General features: G+C 62.1%; 26 protein-coding genes and 1 tRNA gene. 14 read left to right on the top strand and 13 right to left on the bottom strand.

Annotation, left to right across the window (positions count from 1 at the left end):
* Positions 1-3: 3 nt before the first annotated feature.
* From ribF to rpsT, 3 genes are all read right to left on the bottom strand, one after another.
* Positions 4-957 (bottom strand): bifunctional riboflavin kinase/FAD synthetase, encoded by a 954-nt coding sequence (gene ribF / locus ECTOBSL9_RS03735; protein ID WP_063463932.1) that lies wholly within the window; start codon positions 955-957, stop codon positions 4-6.
* 73 nt (positions 958-1,030) lie between these two features.
* Positions 1,031-2,584, bottom strand: coding sequence for a murein biosynthesis integral membrane protein MurJ (gene murJ, locus ECTOBSL9_RS03730; RefSeq protein WP_063463931.1), 1,554 nt, complete (start codon positions 2,582-2,584; stop codon positions 1,031-1,033).
* A gap of 168 nt (positions 2,585-2,752) precedes the next feature.
* Positions 2,753-3,013: a 30S ribosomal protein S20 gene (gene rpsT / locus ECTOBSL9_RS03725; protein WP_025282995.1), complete on the bottom strand. Its 261-nt coding sequence runs from the start codon at positions 3,011-3,013 to the stop codon at positions 2,753-2,755.
* Between the two features lie 223 nt (positions 3,014-3,236).
* On the opposite strand from rpsT, the gene ECTOBSL9_RS03720 reads away from it, so the two are divergent.
* Positions 3,237-3,770, top strand: coding sequence for a DsrE family protein (locus tag ECTOBSL9_RS03720; RefSeq protein WP_063463930.1), 534 nt, complete (start codon positions 3,237-3,239; stop codon positions 3,768-3,770).
* A 227-nt stretch (positions 3,771-3,997) separates the two neighbouring features.
* Here the strand turns inward: ECTOBSL9_RS03720 and proB are convergent, their stop codons facing one another.
* The 4 genes from proB to rplU all read right to left on the bottom strand — a co-directional run bounded on the left by proB (position 3,998) and on the right by rplU (position 6,880).
* Complete coding sequence (gene proB, locus ECTOBSL9_RS03715; RefSeq protein WP_063463929.1) at positions 3,998-5,125, bottom strand: glutamate 5-kinase; 1,128 nt, start codon at positions 5,123-5,125, stop codon at positions 3,998-4,000.
* The gene (cgtA, locus tag ECTOBSL9_RS03710; RefSeq protein ID WP_063463928.1) at positions 5,109-6,131 is read right to left on the bottom strand and encodes an Obg family GTPase CgtA; all 1,023 of its coding nucleotides are present in this window, start codon (positions 6,129-6,131) and stop codon (positions 5,109-5,111) included. The genes proB and cgtA overlap by 17 nt, the downstream gene beginning before the upstream one ends.
* Before the next feature lie 161 nt (positions 6,132-6,292).
* Positions 6,293-6,550: a 50S ribosomal protein L27 gene (gene rpmA / locus ECTOBSL9_RS03705; RefSeq protein ID WP_025282991.1), complete on the bottom strand. Its 258-nt coding sequence runs from the start codon at positions 6,548-6,550 to the stop codon at positions 6,293-6,295.
* Positions 6,551-6,568: 18 nt separating this feature from the next.
* Positions 6,569-6,880: a 50S ribosomal protein L21 gene (rplU, locus tag ECTOBSL9_RS03700; protein WP_063463927.1), complete on the bottom strand. Its 312-nt coding sequence runs from the start codon at positions 6,878-6,880 to the stop codon at positions 6,569-6,571.
* A 168-nt stretch (positions 6,881-7,048) separates the two neighbouring features.
* On the opposite strand from rplU, the gene ispB reads away from it, so the two are divergent.
* Together ispB and ECTOBSL9_RS03690 are read left to right on the top strand one after the other, a co-directional pair.
* Positions 7,049-8,017 carry an octaprenyl diphosphate synthase gene (gene ispB / locus ECTOBSL9_RS03695; protein ID WP_063463926.1) on the top strand — a complete coding sequence of 323 codons (969 nt, stop codon included), beginning with the start codon at positions 7,049-7,051 and terminating at the stop codon, positions 8,015-8,017.
* Positions 8,018-8,115: 98 nt separating this feature from the next.
* Positions 8,116-8,192, top strand: a tRNA-Pro gene (locus tag ECTOBSL9_RS03690).
* 238 nt (positions 8,193-8,430) lie between these two features.
* On the opposite strand, the gene sohB is transcribed toward ECTOBSL9_RS03690, so the two are convergent.
* Positions 8,431-9,441, bottom strand: coding sequence for a protease SohB (gene sohB, locus ECTOBSL9_RS03685; protein WP_063463925.1), 1,011 nt, complete (start codon positions 9,439-9,441; stop codon positions 8,431-8,433).
* 15 nt (positions 9,442-9,456) lie between these two features.
* Positions 9,457-10,485: an alpha/beta fold hydrolase gene (locus tag ECTOBSL9_RS03680; RefSeq protein WP_082830032.1), complete on the bottom strand. Its 1,029-nt coding sequence runs from the start codon at positions 10,483-10,485 to the stop codon at positions 9,457-9,459.
* Positions 10,486-10,708: 223 nt separating this feature from the next.
* Here ECTOBSL9_RS03680 and ECTOBSL9_RS03675 point away from each other — a divergent pair, with 223 nt between their 5' ends.
* From ECTOBSL9_RS03675 to spoT, 7 genes are all read left to right on the top strand, one after another.
* Complete coding sequence (locus ECTOBSL9_RS03675) at positions 10,709-11,140, top strand: DUF4399 domain-containing protein (RefSeq protein ID WP_082830031.1); 432 nt, start codon at positions 10,709-10,711, stop codon at positions 11,138-11,140.
* A 169-nt stretch (positions 11,141-11,309) separates the two neighbouring features.
* Positions 11,310-12,320 (top strand): class 1 fructose-bisphosphatase, encoded by a 1,011-nt coding sequence (locus tag ECTOBSL9_RS03670; protein WP_063463923.1) that lies wholly within the window; start codon positions 11,310-11,312, stop codon positions 12,318-12,320.
* A gap of 163 nt (positions 12,321-12,483) precedes the next feature.
* Complete coding sequence (locus ECTOBSL9_RS03665) at positions 12,484-13,542, top strand: ParM/StbA family protein (RefSeq protein ID WP_063463922.1); 1,059 nt, start codon at positions 12,484-12,486, stop codon at positions 13,540-13,542.
* Between the two features lie 76 nt (positions 13,543-13,618).
* Positions 13,619-14,665: a thioredoxin fold domain-containing protein gene (locus tag ECTOBSL9_RS03660; protein WP_063463921.1), complete on the top strand. Its 1,047-nt coding sequence runs from the start codon at positions 13,619-13,621 to the stop codon at positions 14,663-14,665.
* A gap of 78 nt (positions 14,666-14,743) precedes the next feature.
* Positions 14,744-15,376 carry a guanylate kinase gene (gene gmk, locus ECTOBSL9_RS03655; protein WP_063463920.1) on the top strand — a complete coding sequence of 211 codons (633 nt, stop codon included), beginning with the start codon at positions 14,744-14,746 and terminating at the stop codon, positions 15,374-15,376.
* A 42-nt stretch (positions 15,377-15,418) separates the two neighbouring features.
* The gene (rpoZ, locus tag ECTOBSL9_RS03650; RefSeq protein WP_063463919.1) at positions 15,419-15,679 is read left to right on the top strand and encodes a DNA-directed RNA polymerase subunit omega; all 261 of its coding nucleotides are present in this window, start codon (positions 15,419-15,421) and stop codon (positions 15,677-15,679) included.
* A gap of 58 nt (positions 15,680-15,737) precedes the next feature.
* Positions 15,738-17,927 (top strand): bifunctional GTP diphosphokinase/guanosine-3',5'-bis pyrophosphate 3'-pyrophosphohydrolase, encoded by a 2,190-nt coding sequence (gene spoT, locus ECTOBSL9_RS03645; RefSeq protein WP_063463918.1) that lies wholly within the window; start codon positions 15,738-15,740, stop codon positions 17,925-17,927.
* Positions 17,928-17,948: 21 nt separating this feature from the next.
* Here the strand turns inward: spoT and ECTOBSL9_RS03640 are convergent, their stop codons facing one another.
* From ECTOBSL9_RS03640 to ECTOBSL9_RS17135, 3 genes are all read right to left on the bottom strand, one after another.
* Positions 17,949-18,251 (bottom strand): hypothetical protein, encoded by a 303-nt coding sequence (locus ECTOBSL9_RS03640; RefSeq protein WP_063463917.1) that lies wholly within the window; start codon positions 18,249-18,251, stop codon positions 17,949-17,951.
* 115 nt (positions 18,252-18,366) lie between these two features.
* Positions 18,367-19,005 (bottom strand): thiol:disulfide interchange protein DsbA/DsbL, encoded by a 639-nt coding sequence (locus tag ECTOBSL9_RS03635; RefSeq protein WP_063463916.1) that lies wholly within the window; start codon positions 19,003-19,005, stop codon positions 18,367-18,369.
* Positions 19,006-19,349: 344 nt separating this feature from the next.
* Positions 19,350-19,493 carry a hypothetical protein gene (locus ECTOBSL9_RS17135; protein WP_168161527.1) on the bottom strand — a complete coding sequence of 48 codons (144 nt, stop codon included), beginning with the start codon at positions 19,491-19,493 and terminating at the stop codon, positions 19,350-19,352.
* 77 nt (positions 19,494-19,570) lie between these two features.
* Between ECTOBSL9_RS17135 and ECTOBSL9_RS03630 the strand changes: the two genes are divergently transcribed.
* The gene (locus tag ECTOBSL9_RS03630; protein WP_063463915.1) at positions 19,571-20,479 is read left to right on the top strand and encodes an alpha/beta hydrolase; all 909 of its coding nucleotides are present in this window, start codon (positions 19,571-19,573) and stop codon (positions 20,477-20,479) included.
* A 341-nt stretch (positions 20,480-20,820) separates the two neighbouring features.
* Here the strand turns inward: ECTOBSL9_RS03630 and ECTOBSL9_RS03625 are convergent, their stop codons facing one another.
* Positions 20,821-21,060, bottom strand: a complete 240-nt coding sequence (locus ECTOBSL9_RS03625; RefSeq protein WP_063463914.1) for an addiction module protein — start codon at positions 21,058-21,060, stop codon at positions 20,821-20,823.
* 222 nt (positions 21,061-21,282) lie between these two features.
* Between ECTOBSL9_RS03625 and ECTOBSL9_RS03620 the strand changes: the two genes are divergently transcribed.
* From ECTOBSL9_RS03620 to ECTOBSL9_RS03610, 3 genes are all read left to right on the top strand, one after another.
* Positions 21,283-21,615, top strand: a complete 333-nt coding sequence (locus tag ECTOBSL9_RS03620) for a transposase (RefSeq protein WP_168161526.1) — start codon at positions 21,283-21,285, stop codon at positions 21,613-21,615.
* 496 nt (positions 21,616-22,111) lie between these two features.
* On the top strand, positions 22,112-22,816 hold the full coding sequence (locus ECTOBSL9_RS16845) for a hypothetical protein (protein WP_156500030.1): 705 nt from the start codon (positions 22,112-22,114) through the stop codon (positions 22,814-22,816).
* Between the two features lie 126 nt (positions 22,817-22,942).
* The gene (locus ECTOBSL9_RS03610; protein ID WP_063465988.1) at positions 22,943-23,533 is read left to right on the top strand and encodes a hypothetical protein; all 591 of its coding nucleotides are present in this window, start codon (positions 22,943-22,945) and stop codon (positions 23,531-23,533) included.
* Positions 23,534-24,190 lie beyond the last annotated feature (657 nt).

Here is a 24,190-nt window from a genome sequence, read left to right as displayed (position 1 = left end):
GATTCAGTCCGGCGAACGGGCGTCGCTGGGCCGCACCTGAAAGAATGCACGGGCATGGTCAGCGTCCCGGGCGATCTGCGCGCGCAGCTCATCCAGGGAGGCGAAGCGTTGTTCATCCCGCAGGCGGTGGAGCAGGTCCACATGCAGGTGTTTTCCGTAGAGGTCGGCATCCACATCGAACAGATGCACCTCCAGGCGGTTCTGGATGCCCCCCACCGTGGGACGGGTGCCGGCGTTGGCCACGCCCTGCACCGGTTCGCCGGGCAGGCCGAACACCTCCACCGCAAACACGCCGCGCACTGCCATGGGGCAGGGGCCCAGGCGCAGGTTGGCGGTGGGGAAGCCCAGCAGGTGGCCCTTCTTGTCGCCATGTGCCACGCGCCCATTGATGCGATAGGGGCGGCCCAGGAGTTTTTCGGCCTCGTCCATGCGGCCTTCGGCCAGGGCGCCACGAATGCGGGTACTGCTCACCCGGGCCCCATCGATGTGAAAGGTGTGCATGTGCGCCACATCGAAACCATGCACACGCCCCGCCTCGCGCAGGGTTTCGAAGTTGCCGGCGCGGCCCTTGCCAAAGCGGAAGTCATCACCCACCACCAGGTGACGCACACCCAGGCGCTCCACCAGCAGTTCCCGGATGAAGTCCTGGGCACTCATCCCGGCCAGGGCCGGGTTGAAGTTCAGGCACAGCAGCCGGTTAATGGAAAAACGGCGCATGGCCAGGAGCTTGTCCCGGAAGCGTTGCAGCCGGGCCGGCGAGCGCTCGCCCATGAAGTATTCCCGTGGCAGGGGCTCGAAGGTGACCGCCACGGTGGGCAGGCCCAGTTCGGCCCCCTTTTCGGCCAGTTGCCCGAGCACCGCCTGATGCCCCAGGTGCACACCGTCGAAGTTGCCGATGGTGACCACCGAGCCCCGGTGTCGGGGCCTCAGGTTGTGGGCACCGCGAATCAGTTCCATGGGATTGGCCGCAAAAGCCTCGATTATACGTGGGGGGGTGGAACGTTTACAGGGTCGCAGCCGTCCCGGCGGGTCACCTCAGCAGGAACGCCCGCGGTCGTACGCCCGTGGCCAGCAGTGCCAACCCATAGGCCCCGCCACCCAGGGCGATCAGGCCCAGCAGGGCGCTCACCCGGGTCAGCGCCGGCCATTCACTCCACTGGCTCAGTTCCGGGGTCAGCAGCAGCAACAGCAGGGTGAGCAGGCCGGCCGCCAGCAGCATGCGCCACCACAGTCCCAGCCAGCCTGGCAGGATCACCAGGATGCCATCGCGGCGCAGCCCGCGATAGAGCAGCCCGGCATTCAGGTAGGCCGACAGCGATGTGGCCAGGGCCAGGCCGGCATGGGGCCCGGGCCAGCCCATCCACACCCAGGGCACGACAATGGCCAGGTTCAGCACCATATTGGCCAGCATGGCAATCACCGCCACCTTCACCGGGGTCTTGGTGTCCTGGCGGGAGAAGTACCCCGGCGCCAGGATCTTGATCAGGATAAAGGCGGGCAGACCCATGGCATAGGCCATCAGCGACAGGGCGGCCATGCGGGTGTCGCTCTCCAGGAACTCCTGATACTGGATGAGTGCCGCGAGGATGGGGGCAGCGAGCAGGATCAGGCCCAGGGCCGAGGGCAGGGCGATGAGCAGGGACAGACGCAGGGCCCAGTCCAGGGTCTTGCTGAAGGCCTGCGGGTCCTTGCGGGCATATTCTCCGGAGAGGCGCGGCAGGATCACCGTGCCGATGGCGATGCCGAACAGGGCCAGGGGCAGTTCCACGAAGCGGTCGGAGAAATACAGCCAGGTGATGGAGCCGGCGGCCAGGAACGAGGCGATCAGGGTGTCCACCAGCAGATTGATCTGCACCACCGAGGTGCCGAAGATGGCCGGGAGCATGAGCTTGGCGATGCGCTTCACGCCCTCGTGGGCCCGGCGCAGCCGGGGGCGTGGCATCAGGCCATGGCGCATCAGGAAGGGCACCTGGAAGGCCAGCTGAACGATGCCGGCCACAAACACGCCCCAGGCCAGGGCCACCACGGGCTCCTCGAAATGCGGCGCCCCCCAGACGGCGGCGGCGATCATGGACAGGTTCAGGAACACAGGCGTGAAGGCCGGCACGGCGAACCGCCCCAGGCTATTGAGGATGCCCCCGGCCATGGCGGTGAGCGAGATGAACAGCAGGTAGGGGAAGGTGATGCGCAGCATGTCGGTGGCCAGGGCATGACGGCCATCCTCCCCGTGAAATCCGGGGGCAAACACGCTGATCAAAAGGGGCGCCGCAATCACCCCCAGCAAGGTGGTGATGAACAGTACCAGGGTGAGGGCGCCGCTGACATGATCCACCAGATCCTTCAGGGCCTGGTGACCGCGTTGCTCGCGGAACTCGGCAAACACCGGCACGAAGGCCTGCGAGAAGGCCCCCTCGGCAAACAACCGGCGCAGGAAGTTGGGAATGCGAAAGGCGACAAAGAAGGCGTCGGTGGCCCCGCTGGCCCCGAAACTCACTGCCAGCACCATGTCCCGCAGATAGCCAAACAGCCGCGACACCAGGGTCATGGCGCTGACGACGGCAGTGGACTTGAGCAGTCGGCTCATCGGTTGACGCGAGCTCACGGGTGGCCGGGTACAAAAAAACCCGGAATGACCGGGTTCACAGGCACATCATCACAGATGAACCAGAAAGCCCCTCTCCCCCGGGGAGAGGGGTTGGGGTGAGGGAATCCCCAGCCCTTCTCCCCCAAGGGGAGAAGGGAGCCACGTCGATTACAGCGCCCGCACTCGTGCGTTCAGACGGCTCTTGTGACGCGCTGCCTTGTTGCGGTGCAGGACGCCCTTGGAGACGGACTTGTCGATGACCGGCACAGCCGCCTGGTAGGCGCTGGTGGCGGTGTCCTTGTCACCTGCTTTCACAGCCTTCAGCACCTTCTTGATGGCAGTGCGAAAGCGCGAACGCGCGGCCATGTTGTGCTGGCGATTCTTTTCGCTCTGGCGGGCACGCTTGCGAGCTGAGGCGATGTTGGCCAAGGTAATCTCCTGAAAATTCGGGTCAGTTCCGGAAAAGCCGGCAATCTTGCATGGAAGCGGGGGGAATGTCAATTCCCCTGATGCCCGCATCTTTCATGAACTTGCTGCGCTGCAGATTGATCCACCGCAGTGCGGCTGCCACTCTTGGCTGCACCCGCCGCCAGAGGAGGCGATGGGGAACACCAATGGAGGATACGTCATGACACAATCCTGTCCGAACGGGATGAGCGCTCACGAAGGCCGAACCGCGGCTTCGGGACTGAAACGCTGGCAGGGCCTGGCCATGGCCTGGCTTCTCATCAGCCTGGCCTTCCTGGTGGTGCCGTCCACGGCTGCCGCTGCGGACCCCGCCGCTCGCGTGGTCTACCACGCCGATTTCTCTGATCCCCGCCGGTTCAGCGCCATGCTCACCAGCATCAACAACATGGCGGTGCACTACGAGAATGAACTGATGGATCACGACATCCGCATCGTCGCCGTCTCCCATGGCATCCGCTTCCTGACCGACGACCCCCTGGAAGACTCCCCCTTCGCCGAGGACGACACCCTGGCCGCCGAACGTGACAACCTGCGCGGTCGGCTCAGCTCACTGATCTCCATGCACGGCGTGAAGGTGGAATTGTGCGACCTCACCCGCTCGGCCCTGGATCTGCCGGAGGATGAACTGTACGACGGGGTCTCCATGGTGCCATCCGGCGTGGTGCGCCTGGCCGAGCTGCAGAACACCAAGGGTTTCGCCTACATCAAGATCGAGTAACAGGCATCCAGGCTGGAATGCATCAAGGCACTGTCGGGTGCCGGATGTCTGTTGGCGGGCTTCAGCCGCAGGAAGCGGCTGCAGAGCCTACATGGATGTATTCACGGCGTCCCGCCAACAGACATCCGGCACCCGGCAGGGCCGCTACCTCTGCAGTCTGTCCGCACCCGGCAGGGCCGCTACCTCTGCAGTCTGTCCGCACCCGGCCGGGCTGCGCTCCCCGCACCCTACAACACCACCAGATTGTCCCGATGCATGAGCTCCGGTTCATCCACATAGCCCAGGATGGACTCGATCTCGTCGGCGCGCCGCCCCATGATCCGACGGGCCTCGTCAGCGGCGTAATTCACCAGCCCCCGGGCCACCGGGCGGCCATCCGGGTCCAGACAGGTGACCACCTCGCCCCGGGAGAAACGCCCTTTCACATGGGTGACCCCCACCGGCAGCAGACTGCGGCCCGCCTCCTTGATCACTCGTGCAGCACCGGCATCCAGCAGCAACTCCCCGCGGGAAACCAACTGCCCTGCGATCCACTGCTTGCGTGCAGCCAGAGGCTCCCGGTCAGGGCGCAGCAGCGTGCCCAGGTCCTCACCGGCAGCGATCCGCTCCAGCACCCCGGACGTGCGCCCGGAGGCGATCAGTGTGTGGGTGCCTGAGCGGGCCGCGCGGGCCGCGGCCGTGAGCTTGGTAGCCATGCCCCCGCTGCCCAGTCGGCCGAAGGTGGGAGCCACCAGACGCAGCAGACTGGGGTCCGAGGCCAGCCCTTCCGAGACCAGGCGGGCATCCTGAAAGGTGCGCGGATCACGGTCATAAAGGCCTTTTTGATCGGTGAGGATCACCAGCAATGACGCCTCCACCAGGTTGCACACCAGGGCCGCCAGGGTGTCATTGTCGCCAAAGCGGATCTCCTCGGTGGCAACGGTGTCGTTCTCATTCACCACCGGGATGGCGTGCATGCGCAGCAACGTGCGCAGGGTGCTGCGGGCATTGAGATAACGACGCCGATCGGCCAGGTCATCATGGGTGAGCAGCACCTGTGCCGCATGCAGGCCATGCTTCTGGAAATGGCTCTCATAGGCCTGCACCAGGCCCATCTGCCCCACGGCGGCCGCCGCCTGCAACTCATAAAGGGCCGACGGTCGCTCCGTCCAGCCCAGGCGCGTCATGCCCTCGGCCACGGCCCCGGAGGACACCAGGATGATCTCGTGGCCGGCGCGGCTGAGCCTGGCCAGTTGGTCAGCCCAGCCGGCCAGAGCCTGCATGTCCAGGCCCTGGCCGTCGTTGGTGATCAGTGCCGAGCCAATCTTGACGACCCAGCGGCGGGACTTGCCCAGTGCTTCACGTGTCGCTGTCATGCTCTTCCAGGTATCTCATGACCTGTTGTGTGAGGGTGTCCGTGCCCTCGCCGGTGAAGGCGGAGATGTGAAAGACCGGTCCCTTCCAGTCCAGAGCCTCGATCACGGCCTGACAGCGCGCCTCGCGCTCATCCGGCGGGATCAGGTCCACCTTGTTGATCACCAGCCAGCGAGGGCGTTCCAGCAATTGCGGGTCGAACTGGGCCATCTCCTGCTCGATCACGCGAACCGCCTGCTCAGGCGCCTGCTCAGGATCGGGTGGTTCGATGTCCACCAGGTGCAGCAGCAGGCGGTTGCGGGACAAGTGCTTGAGGAACTGTATGCCCAGTCCTGCCCCCTCCGCCGCACCTTCGATGAGCCCGGGGATGTCGGCCATCACGAAACTCTGCAGCGGCCCCACGCGGACCACGCCCAGGTTGGGGTGCAGGGTGGTGAAGGGGTAATCAGCGACCTTGGGGCGGGCGCCGGAGACCTTGGAGATCAGCGTGGACTTGCCCGCGTTGGGCAGTCCCAGCAGACCCACATCGGCCAGAACCTTCAGTTCCAGGCGCAGCTGGCGCAGTTCCCCGGGCGTACCCGGCTTGGACTGGCGCGGCGCCCGGTTCACCGAGCTCTTGTAGCGGGTGTTGCCCAGGCCGTGAAAACCGCCCTGGGCCACCAGCAGCTTCTGGCCATGGTCCACCAGATCGCCGATCAGCTCGCCGGTCTGGGCGTCGAAGGCCAGGGTGCCCACCGGCACTTCCACTTCCAGGTTCTCGCCGGCGTGGCCGGTCATGTTGCGGCCACGGCCATTCTCACCGCGCCCGGCCTCGAAGTGCCGCTGGAAGCGAAAATCCGCCAGGGTGTTCAGGTCGTGGGTGGCCACCAGGTAGACGGAACCGCCGTCGCCCCCGTCGCCGCCGTCCGGGCCGCCAAAGGGGACGTATTTCTCCCGGCGAAAGCTCACGCAGCCGTTGCCGCCGTCTCCGGCCTTGACCTTGATGGTGGCTTCATCAACGAATTTCATGGGGTGGCTTCTTGTTCCGGGGTGGTGGGTGCCCTGTCAGGATACGTCGCCCGGGGGCAAAGCGACACCCTCTCCTGTGGTTCCACGGGGGAGGTAGGGGCATTAAAAAAGCCCCGGAAGGCCGGGGCTTTGGAGTCCTTGCTGCCGCTTGTGGCCGGCAATCAGGCGGCGAGTACGCTCACGTACTTGCGGCCCTTGGGACCTTTGGTCTCGAATACCACCTTGCCGTCCGCCTTGGCGAACAGGGTGTGATCCTTGCCGCAGCCCACGTTCAGGCCGGGGTGGAACTGGGTGCCACGCTGACGAACGATGATGTTGCCGGCGATCACGGCCTGGCCGCCGAAGCGCTTCACACCAAGACGTTTGCTTTCTGAGTCGCGGCCGTTACGAGTACTGCCGCCTGCCTTCTTATGTGCCATTTGCTGTTACCTCTTCTATCAGCCGGCGATGGAAGTGATTTCCAGCTCGGTGTAGTGCTGGCGGTGCCCCATCTGCTTGCGGGAGTGCTTGCGACGGCGGAACTTGATGATCTCCACCTTTTCGCCGCGCCCGTGGGACTTGATGGTCGCGGTCACTTTGCCGCCTTCCACGTAGGGTGCACCCACCTTGATGTCTTCGCCGCTGCCGACCAGCAGGACGTTGTCGAATTCCACAGAGGTGCCTTCCTCCGCGTCGAGCTTCTCGACCCGGAGCTTTTCACCCTGGGCAACCCGGTACTGCTTGCCACCGGTAGCGATAACCGCGTACATCTTTGATGTTCTCCGAAAAGGTCTTCAATCCAAAGACGCGGAAGTTTACCTGCGCCGCAAGCGGTGGTCAAATAGAAACACACGCAAACTCAGGGATACGCCTTGACACTTAACCACTCCGTTCCTAGCATGCCCGAGGCTCCCTCCCTTAGTGATCAAATTCCGTCCATGGACCTTAACCAGATTCGCGACCTGATCGCCGACGACATGAAGGCGGTCGACGACTGCATATGTCGGCGTCTGCAATCCCCTGTGGTGCTCATCAACCAGCTGGGCCACTACATCATCAGCAGTGGCGGCAAGCGCCTGCGCCCCATGCTGGTGCTGCTGTCCTCCGGGGCCTGCGGCTATCAGGGCAAGCAGCACATCGAGCTGGCTGCGGTCATCGAGTTCATCCACACGGCCACCCTGCTGCACGACGACGTGGTGGATGCCTCGGAAATGCGCCGAGGCCGGGAGACCGCGAACGCGCGCTTCGGCAACGAGGCCAGTGTGCTGGTGGGCGATTTCCTCTACTCCCGCTCTTTCGAGATGATGGTGGAGATCGGCGACATGCGCATCATGGAGATCGTTTCCCACACCACCAGCACGGTGGCCGAGGGCGAGGTGATGCAGCTGCTCAACTGCCATGACGCGGATACCACCGAAGAGCGGTACATGCATGTGATCCAGTCCAAGACGGCCAAGCTCTTCGATGCCGCCGGGCGGGTCGGCCCGGTGCTGGCGGAGCAGCCCGAGGCGGTGATCCAGGGGCTGGCGGCTTATGGGATGCACCTGGGCACGGCCTTCCAGCTCATTGATGATGTGCTGGATTACAGCGGTGACCTTGATGCGATGGGCAAGAACATGGGTGATGATCTGGCCGAGGGTAAACCGACGCTGCCATTGATCCATGCCATGCGTGTGGGCAGCGAGGCGGATGCGGCCCTGGTGCGTGAGGCCATCGAGAAGGGCGGGCGTGATTATGCCGAGCGGGTGCTGGCCGCCATCCAGGCCACGGATTCCATCGAGTACACCCGTCGCATGGCGGAGCAGGAGGCGGATAATGCCATTGAGGCCCTGTCCGTCCTGCCGGAGAGCCCTTACCGGGATGCCATGGCGTCCCTGGCGCGGTTTTCCGTGGGTCGGGGGTATTGAGTACGGTGGGTGATGGACGGGGCTCTGCGGTGTTGGACTTTCACGATGCTTCGTAGCACAATACGCACCCTGTCGGGACGGCCAGTTCCACAGTCAATCGGAGTGTAGCTCAGCCTGGTAGAGCACCGCCTTCGGGAGGCGGGGGTCGAAGGTTCGAATCCTTTCACTCCGACCAGATGGAAAAACGCCATGAGGGTTGCCCTTCGTGGCGTTTTTTTTGGCCTGCTTCCTTGTTGCACAAATGCCAGGGTGCCTGGGTTCAGAGTCCGGGGGCGTCTCCCTGGTGTCGGGGGCCGGTGCGCGGGACGCCGTGAATACATCCATGTAGGCTTTGCAGCCGCTTCCTGCGGCTGAAACCCGCGCACCGGCCCCCGACACCAGGGAGACTGGTCGATATCCGGGCTTCGTTTTTGTTATCCCCGCCCACCCAGTAAACGGTCGGTGATGCTCTCCATCGCGGTGCCCATGCGCTTGCCCAGGCTCTGGCGGCGCTTGTAGGTAATCTCGTAGAGATCATGCTCCCGGGCCAGCTTCATCAGCACATCGTCGCTGGTGCCCAGTTCGTCCACCAGGCCCAGGGGGCGGGCCTGTTCGCCGTACCAGTGCTCCCCGGTGCCCACCTGATCCATGTTCAGAGCGGGGCGATAGCGGGACAGGAAGGTCTTGAACAGGGTGTGGGTTTCTTCCAGGTCTTCCTGGAACTTGGCCCGGCCCTCGGCGGTGTTACGGCCCAGGACGGTGAGGGTGCGCTTGTATTCGCCGGCGGTGAGCAGCTCGATATCCACGTTGCGGCGTTTGAGCCAGCGGTGGAAGTTGGGCAGTTGCGCCACCACACCGATGGAGCCGACGATGGCAAAGGGCGCCGCGATGATGCGGTGGGCCACGGCGGCCATCAGGTAGCCGCCGCTGGCCGCCACCCGGTCCACGCAGACCGTGATCTTGAGGCCCGCATCACGCAGACGCACCAGCTGCGAGGCCGCCAGGCCGTAATGGGGCACCATGCCACCGCCGCTTTCCACGCAGACCACCACGTGATCCAGACCCTCCCGGGCCTGGGTGAGCACCGTGGACACCTCCTCGCGCAGGCTCTCCACGTGGGAGGCCCGGATGTCGCCGTGAAACTTCAGCACGAACACCCGGGCTCGATCCGGGTCCGGGGACGGATCCAGCCCGGTCTCGGCCTTTTTGCCACCGCGCAGGCGTTTGAGCCGCGCCGCCCACCCCTTGGGTGCGGCGAAACGGCTTTTCAAGGTGTTCTCCATGTGGCGGTAGCGGTCGTTGAGACGACGCACATTGAGGTGGTCCTGGCCGCGATCCCGGGCGCTGGCGGCGGTGCTGGCAAGACTGCCCAGCACCACCAGGATGGCCACCACGATGGTGAGCGCCTTGGCCAGGAAGATGGCGAAATCGTAGATGAATTCCATCAGAGGGAATCCGCCTTACGCCTTCATCACCTGGTTCTGCAAAAAGGCCTCGTATTCGGCCACGAAGGACTCGGGCATTTCAAAATAGGGCAGGGCACCGGTGGGCATCTCGTAGATGAGCCAGTTGGGGCGCTTGGCCACCACTGCCTTACCCTTGAAGTCCACGAAGTCGCCCCGCTCACCATGCACCATGAACACCGGCAGCTTCAGGGACTCGTAGATGGTGGTGATGTCGGCGCTGAAGAGGTTGCCGGCCAGGAAGTGGTAGGGAGCATTCTTGGCGCCCGGCTGGCGGGTGGTGGCCACGCTGTATTCCAGCAGGCCCAGGTCGATGTCCTTGGAGCCCCAGGCCTTGTTGAGGAAGTAGCGGATCACGCTGCGCTTGGTGAGGGCATTGAACAGCCCCTGGCTCCAGGGGGCACGCACGAAGAAGGTGTGCAGCCAGGGCATGCCCCGGGTGCTCTCCGCCGGACCATCCAGGCGACCGGTGCCCTTGAAGCCGGTGGGGCTCACCAGGCCGATGCTGCGGAAGGCGTCGGGAGACTCATGGGCGGCGCGGGCCAGGAACTCCGAGCCCAGGGAGAGGGCAACGGCGTCCACCTGGCCCTCGCCGTGCAGGCGTTTGATTTCCTCCACCATGGCATGAACGGCGTCCGTCATCAGGCGGGGCGTATAGGCACGGTCACTGCGATCCGAGCCACCAAAGCCGGGCAGTTCCAGGGCATACACCGGACGCCATTTGGCGTAGTGATCGTAAAGCGGCTTGACCTCATAGGCGGAGCCAGCGGCGTTCACGCTGTGAATCAGCAGCAGGGGGACGTCGGTACGCTGCTCCTCGCTTTTAGGGGCTGCGTGGTAATAGCACAGACTGCCCGCCTTGCTTTGCAGCGTGCGACGCTCGCCGGTGAGGGCTGAGGGCAGGGTGTGTGCGGATGCCTCGGCCTTGTCTGCGGCGCCATCGGTGGCGGCCTCGGCCAGCTGGATCGTTGGATGGGTGGGTAGAGCGGCCGCGGGATGCGGCTCAAGGGAAATTGTGCTGGACATGATGGATGACTCCCGGTCGTGTGGATGTGCGGCTGCCATTTCCCATAGGGAACGGCAGAATCCTGAAGATGTGCCTGTGAGTATCTGGAGTTTGGCCATGCCGATCAAGCGGTGCGGCATTTGCAAAGCGGCCATCTGCGCCAATTAATCCGCAGTGCTATAGTCAACAAGCAGGAACAGGCAAACGAACAGAATAACTGGAAGGAGGCGTGTTATGAGCGTGATGTCCCGCGCAGTGGTCACTTTGGCTGTCGCCGCATTGTTGCCCCTGGGGGTTGTCCAGGCGGATCTCAATCGCCCGGCGCCGCCAGAAGGGGTAGAGGTTTATTTCATCACACCAACGGATGGGGAGACCGTGAGTTCGCCGGTGACGGTGCGCATGGGGCTCAAGGGGGCGGGGGTTGCTCCAGCCGGGGTGGATCGCCCTGATACGGGTCATCATCACCTGCTGGTGAACAAGGATCTGGATGATGTGAACCTGGATGCGCCGCTGCCCTTCACCGATCAGACGGTGCACTTCGGTGGTGGCCAGACGGAGGCGGAGCTGGAACTGGAGTCCGGCACGCATACCCTGCAGTTGCTGTTCATGGACTACCGGCACGCCAGCTTTGATCCGCCGGTGGTGTCCGAGCAGATCACGATTACGGTGGAGTAGGTGCTTTCCCCGGGAGAGGGGCTTTGGCCCCCCTCCCGCCATGGGAGGTGATAAAAGGTTCTGTTAGTATAGCCAACAGTGATGCGTGGCCCCCGGAGTACTCCGGCCGAAACCACAACAACGATGGCTGCGTCAGGATCTTTCAACACCACCATAGGAAAACGGCAACATGCATATCGGTACCACTCTCACCAACTTCATCATCGAAACCCAGCGCAAGTTCGAGGGGGCCACCGGGGAGTTCACCGGCCTGCTCAACGACATCTCCGTGGCGTGCAAGAAGATCTCCGACCTGGTCAACAAGGGTGATCTGGTGGGTGTGCTGGGCACCGCCAGCACCCAGAACGTGCAGGGGGAGGAGCAAAAGAAGCTGGACGTGATCACCAACGAGATCTTCATCGAGGCCCTGGCCCACAACGGCCACGTGGCCGCCCTGGCCTCCGAAGAGATGGACGACGTCTATCATCTGCCGGAAGATGCGCCCCGGGGCAAGTATCTGGTGCTGTTCGACCCCCTGGACGGCTCCTCCAATATCGATGTGAACGTCTCGGTGGGCACCATCTTCTCCATCCTCAAGGCGCCGCCCGGCGTGCGTAACCCCAGCAAGGAAGATTTCCTCAAGCCCGGTACGGAGCAGGTAGCCGCCGGCTACTGTGTGTACGGGCCCTCCACCATGATGGTGCTGACCACCGGCACCGGCACCAACATGTTCACTCTGGACCGTGATTTCGGTGAGTTCCTGCTCACCCACTCCAATGTGCAGATCCCGGAAGATACCCAGGAATTCGCCATCAATGCTTCCAATATGCGCTTCTGGGAACAGCCGGTGAAGCGTTACATCGGCGAATGCCTGGAGGGCAGGGACGGCGCCCGGGACAAGGACTTCAACATGCGCTGGATCGCCTCCATGGTGGCCGAGGTGCATCGCATCCTGACCCGTGGCGGGGTGTTCATGTATCCCCTGGATTCCAAGATCCAGGCCAAGGGGCAGGGCGGCAAGCTGCGCCTGATGTATGAGGCCAACCCCATGGCCTTTCTCATCGAGCAGGCCGGCGGCGCCTGCACCACCGGTCGGGAGCGCATGATGACCTTGAGCCCCAATGAGATCCATCAGCGCGTGCCGGTGATCCTGGGGTCCCGCAACGAGGTGGACCGGGTCACCGGTTACCACCGGGAGTAGGGTGACCCACGGGTCACTTCATCCCACAAGGCCCGGCACTGCCGGGTCTTGTGCGTTTTGCGAATGATGTGTTTGCCAAACCGGGGCTGAAGGGTCTGTAATACACCCACGTCATCACTGAACCACCCACCCACTGACCTCCATCCAAGAGGGGACGACATTTATGGATCGCTGTATCGGGCTGGACATGGGCTACGGCTACATCAAGGCGGAGGATGGGCAGAACGGTTACGTCTTCCCCAGCGTGGTGGGCGAGGCAGGGACCCACGCCCCCATGTCCCTGGGCTTCAGGCGCCCGCCGCCGACGGAGGACCTGCGCGTCTCGGTTGGGGGGCGGGAGTATTTCCTGGGAGATCTGGCCATCCGCCATTCCCGCATCGCCTACCGGGGGCTGTCCTCCACCCGCGCCGAGGGGGATGACATCCTCATCCTCTGTCTGGGCACGCTGGCCCTGTACTGCAAGGAGAGCCTCAACAGCTTTTTCGTGGTCACCGGCCTGCCGCCGGGGCGCATGCACATGGCCGACGACCTGGTGCGACGCCTGCAGGGGGATCACGAGGTCATCCGCCGCATCGGCAGTCAGCGTCATGCCTACAGCGTGCGCCTGGACCGCATCGACGTGGTGCCTCAGCCAGTGGGCACCTTCTGGTCCATGGTGCTGGATGAAAGGGGCAACCTGCGCGAGGACAGCCCCATGCTGGATGGCCGGGTGGGCATCATCGACGTGGGCTTTCGCACCAGCGATTTCGCCACCATCGTGGACGGCGAATACGCCCCGGCCTTCAGCCGCACGGTGCCCATCGGCATCTCCCACGGATACGACGAAATCGCCGAGCTGCTCAATGCCAGGTACGGCCTGGAGCGTGAGACCTACACCCTGGACGAGGCCATCATCGACGGCGAGCTGAATGTCTCCGGGCGCAAGGTGGATATCAGTGGCCTGCGGGATCAGGTGTTCCAGGATCTGGCCACCAAGTTGCTGGTGGAGATCAACTCCCTGTGGCAGGTGGATGACTATCCCTTTGTGCTCATCACGGGCGGCGGTGGTCAGGTGATGTCCCGCTATCTGCGCGAGCGGATCCCCCATGCCCGAACCGTGGAAGAGCCCATTACCGCCAATGCCCGCGGGTTCCATGCCTGGGCGCGCTACAACGCGCTGCAGACCGGCATGGGTGAGCGTAGCGGTGATGCAGCGTCGGAGGGTGACGGCGGTTCGGATTGAGTTTTATCAAGTTGCCCGCCTCGCGCCCTTGGTCTACGTTCATTCAAGGCCGGTGGCCTGAGCCAAAGGAGGCAACATGACAATAAAACTCTATCGCTGGGTGAGTTTGATCGCCCTGATGTGCCTGCCCGCTGCGGGGGTCGCGCAAGACGGCCCCCGGCTGGCGCCCGGCATGGTCAATCCCGGGTGGGTGGAGCCGCCCCCCTGGTTCCATGAGTCCTTCCTGGATATCCGCGAGGATGTGGAGGAGGCCGCCGCTGAGGGCAAGCGGCTGATGCTGTATTTCTACCAGGACGGTTGCCCCTACTGCGAGAAGCTGATCCGCGATAATTTCGGTCAGCGGGACATCGCCGAAAAGACCCAGGAATACTTCCACGTCATCGCCATCAACATGTGGGGGGCCCGAGAGGTCACCGACATGGAGGGCCGTGACACCACGGAGCGGGACTTTGCCCGAGATCTGGGCGTGCAGTTCACCCCCACCCTGCTCATGTTCAATGAAGACTTCGAGACCGTGGCACGTCTCAATGGCTATTACGAGCCGCATCGTTTCCGTGCCGCCCTGTCCTACATCGGCGAGGGCCTCGAGAATGAGATGAGCTTCCCCGAGTATTTCGAGCAGGCCGGCGGTGAACCCGCTTCGGGAGAACTGCATGTGCGCCAGGACTGGATGCAGCCCCCCATGGATCTGGCGGCGGCCCTCGAGGAAGGTGACAAGCCCCTGGTGGTCTTCTTTGAACAGGCCCAATGCTCTGCCTGTGATGAATTGCATGGGGATATCCTGGAGCGTGAGGAGACTCAGGCCCAGCTGGAGCGCTTCCAGGTGGCCCAGGTGGACATCTGGTCCGACACCCCGCTGGTCACCCCCGATGGTGTGAGCACCACGGCCCGGGAATGGGCCCGTGAGGCCGGCGTGCTCTACACCCCCACCATGGCCCTCTACACGGCCGAGGATGGCGAGGTGATCCGCACGGAGGGGTATCTGCGCAGCTTCCATGTGCAGTCGGTGATGGCCTACGTGGCCACCGGCGCCTATCGGGAGGAACCGGAACTGCAGCGCTATCTGGATGGCCGCGCCCAGTCCCTGTACGAACAGGGCATCGAGGTGGATCTGATGGACTGAGGCGCCTGGCGCCTGCACTCAGGCCGTTCATTGGGTTAACCTAGGGCCTTCGTTGCATATTGGCCGGAGGCCCGACCCTTGATCAGGGGAACCCTTTACATCATTTCCGCCCCCTCCGGGGCGGGCAAGACCTCGCTGGTGGCCGCTCTGCTCAAGGCGCGGCCCAGTCTCGTGGTATCCGTATCCCACACCACCCGCAAACCCCGCGATGGGGAGGTGGATGGGGAGCACTATCACTTCGTGAATGCCGAGCAGTTTCTGGGCATGATCGAGGATGGCGCCTTCCTGGAGCATGCCCGGGTCTTCGATCATTACTACGGCACGTCCCGGGCGGCCGTGGAGGCGGAACTGGGGCGCGGTCTGGACGTGATCCTGGAGATCGACTGGCAGGGGGCGCAGCAGGTGCGGCGTCTGATGCCCGATTGTCAGTCGGTGTTCATCGTGCCCCCCTCCCGTGATGAGTTGCGCCAGCGCCTGCATGCCCGGGGCAAGGACAGCGACGCCGTCATCGAACGGCGCCTGGGGGAAGCTGTCAAAGAGATCAGCCACTTTGATGAATACGATTATCTGGTGGTGAACGACGACTTCGATCGGGCCTTGGCAGAACTGGCTGCCATCTTTACCGCCAACCGCCTGCACACCCGACCGCAGCGGCATCGCCATGAAGCGCTGTTGCGGGATTTGCTGGCGTCCGGGGAAGCAAACCCCTAGTATTAACCGTTTTTTCCGAAAGAATCAGGAGTTGAGCCGACCATGGCCCGCGTTACCGTTGAAGATTGCCTGGACAATATGGACAACCGCTTCCACCTGGTGCTGGTCGCTGCCAAGCGCGCCCGGCAACTGGCCGGCGGTGCCCATGCCCATCTGGACTGGGAAAACGACAAGCCCACCGTGCTGGCCCTGCGCGAGATCGCCGAAGGACTGGTGGGCCCCGAAGTGCTGGATGAAGTGGTGGCACGGGAGCATGCCGGCCCCTCCCAGGTGAGCGAAGAGGAGGTGCGAACGGAGATCTAGTCCCCCGTGCGGATCCTCATCGGGATCCGCGGGCAAGACAGGCCCGCAAGCATGCCCCATGGTCGAGAGTGCCACACCCAGCCAGGCCACCAATCCCTCCGCGTCCCTGGACACCACCCGGTTCATGGCCAAGGATCTGTGCGCCTATCTGGAGAGCTACCTGGAGCCCGACCAGGTCAGCGAGGTGTATCGCGCCTATCTGTTCGGCGCGGAGGCCCATGAGGGCCAGACCCGCCTGAGCGGCGACCCCTATATCGTCCATCCCCTGGCCGTGGCCAAGACCATGGCCGAGATGCGGATGGACCACCGCAGCATCATCGCTGCCATCCTCCATGACGTCATGGAGGACACCCACATCAGCAAGGAACGCATCATCGAGGAGTTTGGCGAGGATGTAGCCGAACTGGTGGATGGCGTCTCCAAACTCACCCATCTCAAGTTCCGCTCCAAGGCCGAGGCGCAGGCCGAGAACTTCCGCAAGATGATGCTGGCCATCACCCGGGACCTGCGGGTGATCATGGTCAAGCTGGCGGATCGCCTGCACAACATGCGCACCCTGGGGGTCATGCGGCCCGACAAGGGGCGACGCATCGCCCGGGAAACCCTGGAGATCTACGCCCCCATAGCACAGCGCCTGGGCATGAACGCCATCCGGCGTGAACTGGAAGTGCTGGGGTTCGCCTCCCACAACCCGCTGCGCTACAAGGTGCTCCAGGATGCGGTGAAAAAATCCCGTGGCCATCGCAAGGAGGTCATGCAGAAGATCGAGACGGCCATCTGCTCGCGCATGGAGGAGGCGGGGATTGTCTCGCGCATCATCGGCCGGGAGAAGAACCTCTACAGCATCTACCGCAAGATGCGGCAAAAACGCCTGTCCTTCGAAGAGGTCTTCGACGTCTTTGCCATCCGCATCGTGGTCACCGATGTGGATGCCTGTTATCGGGCCCTGGGCGTGGTCCACAACCTGTACAAGCCGGTGCCTGGTCGCTTCAAGGACTACATCGCCATCCCCAAGGCCAACGGCTACCAGAGCCTGCATACCGTCCTGTTTGGCCCCCATGGCATCCCCATCGAGGTACAGATCCGTACCGAGGAGATGGACCGGGTGGCGGAAAGCGGCATCGCCGCCCACTGGCTTTACAAGGCTGGCGATCGTCAGTCCGCCTCTGCCCAGGCCCGGGCCCGGGAATGGCTCAAGGGCGTGCTGGAGATCCAGCAGGCCGCTGGCAACTCCATGGAGTTCCTGGAAAACGTGAAGGTGGACCTGTTCCCCGAAGAGGTCTACATCTTCACGCCCCGGGGCGAGATCATGGAGTTGCCCAAGGGAGCCACGGCGGTGGACTTTGCCTACGCAGTGCACTCGGATGTGGGCAACACCTGCGTGGCGGCCAAGATCGACCGGCGCCTGGCGCCGCTGTCCACCAAGCTGGAGAGTGGCCGCACGGTGGAGGTGATCACCGCCCCTGGCGCACGCCCCAATCCCGCCTGGCTGAATTTTGTGGTCACCGGCAAGGCCCGGGCCGCGATTCGACATTACCTCAAGAACCTGCAGCAGGATGAGGCGGTCAGCCTCGGCCGTCGCTTGCTGGACAAGGCCCTGATCGGCGTCGGCAAGAGCCTGGAGGAGATCCCCCCGGAGCAGATGCAGGGCCTGCTGGAGGATCTGCAACTCCCCAATCTGGACGCCTTGCTGGGCGACGTGGGGTTGGGCAACCGCATGGCCACCCTGGTGGCGCGGCGTCTTTGCAGCGATGATGCGGACGCAGGAGCCGATGAGGCTGCGCCTTCGCCGGCCACCTTGGGCAAGCCCCTGGCGGTCAAGGGCACCGAAGGCATGGTGCTGTCATTCGCCAAGTGCTGTCACCCCATACCCGGCGACCCCATCGTGGGCGTGATGAGTGCCGGCCGGGGGCTGGTGGTGCATCGCGAGCAATGTCGCAACGTGGCGGAGTATCGCAACAAGCCGGACAAGTGGATACCGGTGGCCTGGTCGGAGGACTCGACTCAGGAATACGCCGCTGCCATCCGCGCACAGACCGCCAATAAAAGGGGTGTGCTGGCGAATCTGGCCTCGGTGATCGCCGATATGGGTTCGAATATCGAGAATGTCTCGTTCGACGAACGTGATGGTCATGCCTCGACCATCACATTCACCCTGAGCGTGCGCAGCCGCAAGCACCTGGCGGACCTGATGCGCCGCCTGCGCCGGGTGCCCGAGGTGCTGCGCATCTCCCGGGCACGGGGATAAGGCCCCCGGCGCGGGTCGGTCCTACTCGCTTACGGCTCCCCGGGGGGCGCTGCGGCCGCCCTGCGAGGCGGTCTTCTTGTTGCTGAAGGTCTTCTTGCGTGCACCGCCGTTGCCGCCGGCACGGGGGCGCTTGGGCCCGCCGCCGCGTGGTGCGCGGCCAGCCGGTTCGGCGGTTTGTTCGCCGGGTTTTTTCTGGTTGACCGGAGCCAGGGAGATTTCCAGCTCGATGAGCTCATCCCATTGTTCTTCGGTGCGCTGGCTATCGGGAATGGCCAGCAGGCTTTGCAGCCGACGGCGCGGAGAGGTGGGTTGGGAATCGTTCATGGCTAGGTCGTCGCGTGGATGAGCCAGGGTAGGCGGGATGACAGGTGAATGGCTGACATCATGGTCTTTGTCTCCATGAAAGGATGAGGGGATTGCAAGGCGGGTGGGCGAGGGATCAGGTGGCACGGGCCTTGTCCATGAGTTGTTCGGTGATATCCAGCAGGTCCTGATAGGTGCGGGCATCTTCGCCCACCACCACGTAGCGGCCATCCACCACCAGGGTGGGGACGCTGTTGATGCGGTATCGGGACTGCAACCGGTCGCCGCGCGCCACCAGGGTTTGAGTACGGGAGGCATGGAAGGCTTCGGCAAACCGTTCGGTATCCACGTCGCGGTCGTCCATCCAGTCCATGATCGCCTGCTCGGTGAACAGCCGTTCACGGCGCTCGCCGATGGCATCGAAGACCTCCTGGTCCAGTCGTTCCAGTTCCCCGGTGGCCTCCAGGGCGAAGTAAAGGCGGGAGAGATTGGCCCAGGCAGAGCGATTGAAGGAGACCGGAACACGGCGGAACACCACATCCTCCGGTAAGTCCTCAAGCCAGGGCTTCATCACCTGATTGAGCTGGCCACAGAAGGGGCAGCCGTAGGAAAAGAACTTGAGCAGCTCGATCTTGCCCTCAGGGGCCTCGCTCTGGGGGCGGGAGATGGCGCGCCAGTCCCGGCCCTCCTGCAATTCGGCCAGGGTGACGGGGGCAAGGGTCAGGCCCAGCCCTCCTATCAGGAATTGATTGAATCGACGTCGGGTCAACGGCATCAGTTTGCTCCAGGGGCAGGATCATTTGCTTCGGTTTCAGGCCGACCACCCTGGGTGGATGACTTCAAGATCGGGTATAGGGTCGGGTATTCGGCCATAGACGGGCACCAGCCCGCCGCCAGTGAAAGGTGGTGTCATCACAGCCTTTCGGAATGGGGCCTAATGCCCCGGGGCCTGCGTGAATTCAACTCCACGCCTGGCGCCATGCCAAGGGGCGCGGCCAAAGCTTTGGGCTGCGCATCCCGTCGTTCGGTATTTGCCCTGATCATGCCCGGAGGTGGGCTCCGTGATCAATGGTGAGCCGATGGTTGGTTATTATACTGGCCCAAGGCCGCTAAATGCCATCAACGCGCCTTGATGAACATCAGGCGCCCGATGAAAGCCATGGTCAGAATGATCCAGCCTATCGGGTAAGGCAGTATACCCAGCACGAAGGCCGTCAGGGTGGCGAACAGAAGGGCGCCGATGATCAGTAGTGGAATGTCCATGCCTGTTTGAACACGCCTCGGGGCGGAAGTGCCCTGGAATATCACTTGAATCGGGGCCGGTCGGCCCCCTGGATGCCATGACAATCTTGATATCCCTCATCGGGGCAACGGTGCTGATTACCGTGGTCCTGTTCTCCCTGCGCCTGTGGTTGCAGCGCGCCTTTCGCATCCGGGATCGGCGCTGGGTGAATGACCCTGAAAGCCTGGCCATCCCGGCCGAACGGGTCCGGGTGCCCACGCGCCGGGGGCGGACCCTGTCCGCCGCCTGGTATCTGAGCCACCCCGGCGCGCCGGTGGTGGTCATGGTGCATGGCTGGGGGGCCAATGGCTCGCATCTGCTGTTCATGGTGCCAAGGCTGCTGAGTGAGGGGCTCAACGTGGCGGTGTTCGATGCCCGTTGCCATGGCCAGAGCGATGATGACACCTTTGCCTCGCTGCCCCGCTTTGCCGAGGATGCCGAAGCCGTCATGGCCGGATTACGGGCGCGAGGCTACGGGGATTTCATCCTGCTGGGGCATTCCGTGGGGGCCGGGGCAGTGCTGCTCACCGCCTCGCGCAACCCGGGGATCCGGGCGGTGATCAGTCTGTCTGCCTTCTCCCACCCCGAACCCATGATGAACGGCTGGCTCCAGGAGCGGGGCATCCCCCGCCGGCCGTTGGGGCTGATCATCAATCGCAGCGTGGAATGGCTCATCGGCCATCGCTTCGATGACATCGCCCCGCGCACCACCGTGGCGAAGATCAAGGCGCCGCTGCTGCTGGTGCATGGTTGCCAGGATACGGTGGTGCCTCCCTGGCACGCCCACCGTCTGGCCCAGGAGAACCCCCAGGCCACGTTGCTCAAATTGCCCGATGTGCAGCATAACGACCCCGACGGATTCGCCCGTCACGTGGACCCCATCCTGGACTGGCTGCGACCCCACCTGCGGCATCAGGTCCGTGTTGACCCCGAAGAGCGAGCGGAACGTGTTTCCGGGACCGCTTAGCATCGAGGACTATCGTCCGCATCGAATGCATAGGGGGCTACCATGACTGAAATGAGCGCACCGTTTGCGCCTGTTCCTTGTCTGTGGGAAGCGGGTATTTCTGCAGGAATGCTATTAGGGGCTAGTACGATCTCGCCAATAGCCAGGATTCCGAGAATGATGAGCAAACGCTACAACGAGCCGTTCATCGCCGCGATCGACGACAACGATATCGATAACATCAAGGCCAGCTTCAATGGCCTCAAAAAACTCAGCCCCAAGGCCCGGTCGTCCTTGCTCATACCAAGCCGCCGCCGCTTCCGCTTCGTCGGCAGCCTGGCGGAGAACTCGCAACCGGGGCACTATTCGCGCTCAATTCTTTCGCGCATACGCCTACGAAATTCAGACCGCTCCACCAATCCTGCCTGTCCCGCATCGATCTCACCGATTCGACGGGAAATTTCACGCTCCCAGGCATCTTCGACCCCATTGTCACGGGGCGCATCAAGGCTTTGGATCAGATCATGGGCCAATTCCGCCCGTTCAGCCTCGGAAAGTGCCAGGGCTTCGGAGCGTAGGCGCTGCAACGGCTCAGCGGTCATAGGAACTCCAGAAATAGCTACCAGGGAGATGGTAGCGCCCATCGCCGCCCCTAACAATGGGTTCAGCCGGACCCCGGTAAGCTCGGCGGTGGCAAAGCCGGTCTGGCTCAGTGGCGGGGCCGGCTAACCCAAACGTTGAACTAAGCCGCATTAGCGGCAGCTTTCCCCGTCTTCGCCCCCGCAGAGCAATTATTCATCGAAACTCCTTTCAGGGCCGCCTCCTTGGCCGAGGTTCGAGAGGAGAATCGCCATGACACCCCTTCGTCATCAGATGCTGGACACCATGTGCCAGCGTGGTTTCTCGGATATACCTATCGCATCGCCATCACCAACCGGCGGATACTGGGAGTGGATGATGATGGAGTTCAGTTTACCTACAAAGATTATCGGAGCGAGCAACGCAAGGTCATGACCTTGACCGGGCAAGAGTTCGTGCGTCGCTTCCTGCAGCACATCCTGCCGAAAGGTCTCATGCGCGTGAGGCACTACGGTTTTCTTGCCAATCGTTGCCGACGGCGCAAACTTGACCTGATCAGGGTGGCATTGAAGGACTAGGTCCCGAGAGCGCCGGTAGTCCCCCCGGCTGCGGACCCGCCTCACTACCCTTGTCCTAAATGCCGCGCCGGCCAGTTGCATGTGGTTGCTGAAATCCCGAAGGCTGTATCTCCCTTCCCTTTCCAGGAGCGACGATGCTAAGTCACTGAAACATCGCTGACGATAAGCCGCTTTGAGATGGCCTTAGCAGAGGTCGGGCTCGACTGCGGCTAGGACATTGAAACCGAGCATGAAATCGGGCTATGTTGAGTCTGAACCGACTGTCAGGGATGCCTCCGAAATGGGTGAAATTGTCTGGAAGGAACCGATGAAGGCCTGTCGTGCTGATCACAGGACTGCAAATGCCCTCCCTGGCCCGCTGCGGCCAATACAATTCCCATTATAGAGTATGTGCACACACGGCTTCGTCCAACAGACGTTTATCGGCCATGCTGCGCACGGCAGATAAACGCTTATATGTTGGGTCTACCCCATGTTATGCGATCAAGGAGTAAAAATGGAATTATGGAAGCAAGTTAAAATTTCAGCGATTCAAAAATCAATGCAGCTGTCATGGCTATTTGTATTACTTGCTGGTATTACATTTTTAGATTGCATCCTTATGATCCAGTATGGCGAGGGAGTGACCATACTCTCGTGGGAATGGGTTAAAACCACTCTTGATATTCAAGATATTCTGCTTGGGGTTGGTCTTTTCTCGTTTATTTTTGCTGCCGTGTTACCTGGATTTTGGTTTATTATCTGGCCTCTTCTTCTCATAGGTATTTCCTACATCACCAAAAATCACAAAATACTAAATGATTATCCTGGGGATGGTCATGAAAGGATTGAGTCATTAATTAGAAAAGCAGCCGAAGATGGAAATACAGCTTTACTGAGATTCTGCGAAAGGCATGAGCATGACATTGAATCAAAAAACTTATTGTCACTGTGTTCCCAAGGGATGATTTTATTTACATTTGGTGCCTGGTTATTTTCAGATAATGGAAACCAACCAATAATTATGAACTTCTTCGACTTCTGGGAAGCCCAGCCATGGTATATAGCTATGCCAATTAATTTTCTTGTAGGCTTGTTCTGTATGGCCGTTTTCTTAATGGTTGGAATGAAAAAGAATCAAAGCTCAGAGTATGTGTATTACCCAGAAACATCGCATAACAAAAAAATCAAAAAGGACGCTGAAAAAGCGCCTTTTATTTAGGCGTTATTAACCCGGCAATCAAACAAATCACTTTATTTTGCATTTACTTGCTTCAAAATCAGTGACTTAACGGAGCTACGACGAGCATGAATGGTCACCGAGTTAATAGCTATAGAAGGAGCAACCGTGCCACGAAAGAAGAGCATCAAGAGGTGCGCGAGTGAGTTCGTCGCGAAGGCGGACGAGTTGGAGGCATTCCTGGCCTCATCGGCTGCCGGGCTGAGCGATAAGGAACAAAGCTGGTGCCACGATTATGCGATTATTCGCTTGTACAGAGAGTTTGAGCAGATGATGCTCTCTGCGATTGTTGGGGCGATCAATAACGATACTGCCACGATCGCGTACTCCACGGGAATAGATTTCCCTAAGCACCTGACGGACGAAGTCTGCGAGTATCTCGTTCTTGGGGGCGGCTATTTCGATTTCAAGGGCAGGGACGGCCTGATAAAGCAGCTAAAAAAGTACGTGCCTGACAATCATTACCTTCTCACGATCGTGCGGCAGGCGCGATACCGCCAACCACTTGAGAGGCTTACCGCACTGCGGAACTATGCGGCTCACGAAAGCGCGCAGTCAAAGCGCGCCGTCCTACAGGCCACAGGTCAGCAGCGCATCGGCTCCGCCGGTTCATGGCTGAAGACGCAGGGGCGCTACACAACCCTCTCCGGAGAGTTGCGCCACCTCGGGCAGGAAATTCAAAATGTCGCGCCGTACTGAACGCCAGCTAACGAGGCGCTGCAGCCGAGCTTGGCGTTAGCGCGCCGCGCAAAGCGCGGCGCATCTGGCCGGGTGTAAGTCCTGGCATGGAAAGGGTTAACCACCCACCATTACCGAGTGTTGCGCCTCTGGCGGAGCGGTGGCTTCGGTGAGAACTGAGGCTACACGCGAACAAGAGAGGTGAAGCGTACACAGGGTACGTCATAGACCGGATGGGGACGCAGCCCCTTTGAGCTGGAATCGCTTCGAAAAGCCGTTCCGGATTGGCAGCGTTGTAACGCGCGTGAAGCCTAAACGAACCGGGCGCATTGGTGAGCCTGGAGAGAGCCGGCGGAGTTCTCAAGCTACGGTATGTGACGAGAGATGCGTCGTGAACGCGGGAGGCCCTTGTGGCTCCTGAACCGGAACACCGTTGGGAAACCATGACATATGGCTATTGAGGCACGAAGGAGAAATCTGGATACAGGGCTAGGCCGGAGTCAGGGGGAGCCTGAAAGGCCCGGTCCAGGTAAGGAAAGCGGACCCCGAGAAAGGGAACGTGACCTGACGGCCACAGGGGAGTCGGATCACCTCATAGTACTCCGAGACGGTAGAGTGAGTGTGATCACCCGAATTGATGTCCTCCTGATCACGTTCGTTAAGGGGCCTGATCAGCAA

Origin of the sequence: Ectothiorhodospira sp. BSL-9 (assembly GCF_001632845.1) — a bacterium.
Taxonomy (GTDB): Bacteria; Pseudomonadota; Gammaproteobacteria; order Ectothiorhodospirales; family Ectothiorhodospiraceae; genus Ectothiorhodospira.
This window is presented reverse-complemented; position numbering and strand designations above follow the sequence as displayed.